Origin of the sequence: Corynebacterium gottingense, from assembly GCF_003693265.1 — a bacterium.
Lineage (GTDB): Bacteria > Actinomycetota > Actinomycetes > Mycobacteriales > Mycobacteriaceae > Corynebacterium > Corynebacterium gottingense.
The window spans coordinates 1-1,862 of sequence record NZ_RDRE01000103.1; the positions used below are offsets into that span (position 1 = coordinate 1).

General features: G+C 66.9%; 3 protein-coding genes. 1 reads left to right on the forward strand and 2 read right to left on the reverse strand.

Features of this window, described 5'->3' with window-relative positions:
* A partial coding sequence (locus EAW56_RS11935) for a phosphatidate cytidylyltransferase (RefSeq protein ID WP_244213433.1) occupies window positions 1–521 on the reverse strand: 521 nt, incomplete at its 3' end.
* A 206-nt stretch (window positions 522–727) separates the two neighbouring features.
* Window positions 728–1,285, reverse strand: a complete 558-nt coding sequence (gene frr / locus EAW56_RS11940) for a ribosome recycling factor (RefSeq protein ID WP_095277445.1) — start codon at window positions 1,283–1,285, stop codon at window positions 728–730.
* 71 nt (window positions 1,286–1,356) lie between these two features.
* Here frr and EAW56_RS11945 point away from each other — a divergent pair.
* Window positions 1,357–1,862 (forward strand): amidase family protein (locus EAW56_RS11945; protein WP_244213432.1); only part of this gene is annotated, 506 nt, incomplete at its 3' end.

The following is a 1,862-nucleotide window of genomic DNA, read 5'->3' on the forward strand; positions in this document are numbered from 1 at the left end:
GGGCTGATCGCGGGCGCCATCGGGTGCGAGCCGAACATGACGCCCGCGGCGTAGCCGCCGACGTCGTTGGCTACGACGCAGAGCATGAATGCGGCGATGAAGCGGCTGGCGGGGAGGGCGCCTTCGTCGATAAGCGAGATCATCGCGGCGAAACTCCCGAAGAGCGGGATCCACACGAGGACGAAGATGCCCACACCGGTATCGCGCAGGTAGTTCTCGGGCTTGGTGTGGCGGCCGTTGGGGAATAGCCGGTAGAACATGAGGAAGAGGACCGTGAACGCGAACCCCGTGACCAGGCCGGCCGTCTCGTACGTGGCGGAGGCCCACAGCATGATCTGCCCCAGGATGACCAGGAGCGTGCGCGGCTGCTGGTACCCGGCTTCGCGCAGGCGCGTGAGCACTTCCCACATGGCCAGCGCCACCGCCACGGCAACAAGCGGGTACCAGGCCAACGGGCCCACCAACAGCGCACCGATTACCAGCGAGCCGAGCACCACCGCCGTCGTGATCGCGGCGGTCAGGTCGCGCCCCGCATTGTTCTTCGGCGTGGGCGCCTTGAGCCTTAACGACGGCCACCTGGACCTCTCCGCAACCCTCCGGTTGTCAAGATCGCTCTGCTCGTTGCGGTGTGGTTGCACTGTCTCCTCGCTTCGGTCTCGTCCGGCGCCACGGCGCGATGTCCACGGCGTGCCTCAATTGGCGGATAGTTGCGCGACTGTGCGGGAGGTTAGACCTCCATCAGCTCGTCTTCCTTGCGCTGCACCAGCTCATCAATCTGCGCGACGTAGCCCTGCGTGGTCTTGTCCAGGGACTGCTCGGCGGTCTTGACCTCGTCCTCGCCGGCGTCGCCGTCCTTCTGGATCTTCTTCAGCTGGTCCATGCCCTGGCGGCGGACGTTGCGGATGGCAATCTTGCCTTCCTCGCCCTTCTGCTTCGCGTGCTTGACCAGGTCCTTGCGGCGCTCCTCGGTGAGCTGCGGCACCGTGACGCGGATGACCTGGCCGTCATCGGTCGGGTTCACGCCCAGGTCGGAGTTGCGGATCGCGTTCTCAATCTCCTGGAGGGTAGACATGTCGTAGGGCTTGATCAGCAGCATGCGCGGCTCCGGCACGGAGATGGTGGCCATCTGGTTGATCGGGGTCGGCGCACCGTAGAACTCCGCCATGACGCCGTTGAACATTGCGGGGTTGGCGCGGCCGGTACGGATGGTGACCAGCTCCTCGCGGGTGTGCTCCACCGAGGAAGTCATGCGCTCTTCTGCGTCCAACAGGACATCATCAATCATGGTTTACCTACCTTTTGCTCGTTAACGTTCCCCACTAATCTACCAGCGCTCGCCCCGCCTACACTGTTGCCATGCAGCAATCGGCGTTCTCCTTCTGCGCTCCCCTGGCGCCCCCACCCGTCGACGCCGCTGCCGCTCCGTCCCGCACCAGACTCGCGGGCTGGGACATCCCGGTAAAGGACTCCGTTGACGTCGCCGGCTGGCCCACCACCAACGGCAACCCCGCCCGCAGCTACGTGGCGCGCCGCACGGACGCCATCGTGCCCATGCTTCTCGACGCCGGCGCGACCATCCCCGGCAAAACACTCACTTCCGAGCTGGGCGCCACCTGTTACGCAGAGCGCCCCGGCGTCCCAGTGCTCGAGTCCCCAGCGTTCCCCGGCCGCACCCCTGGCGGCTCCTCCACCGGTGCCGCGGTTGCGGTGGCGGAGGGCCAAGTCCGCGCGGCGCACGGAACGGACGCGGGCGGTTCGCTGCGTGTGCCCGCCGCGGCGTGCGACATCGTCGGCTTCAAGCCCGCCTCGCCCCACGTCGCGGCGCACGGCTTCCTTACCCGCACCGTCGCCGACCAGTGCAC

Bases quoted from the DNA above. Each gene is read 5' to 3' on its own strand.
- frr (WP_095277445.1), bottom strand. From the start codon at position 1,285: ATGATTGATGATGTCCTGTTGGACGCAGAAGAGCGCATGACTTCCTCG.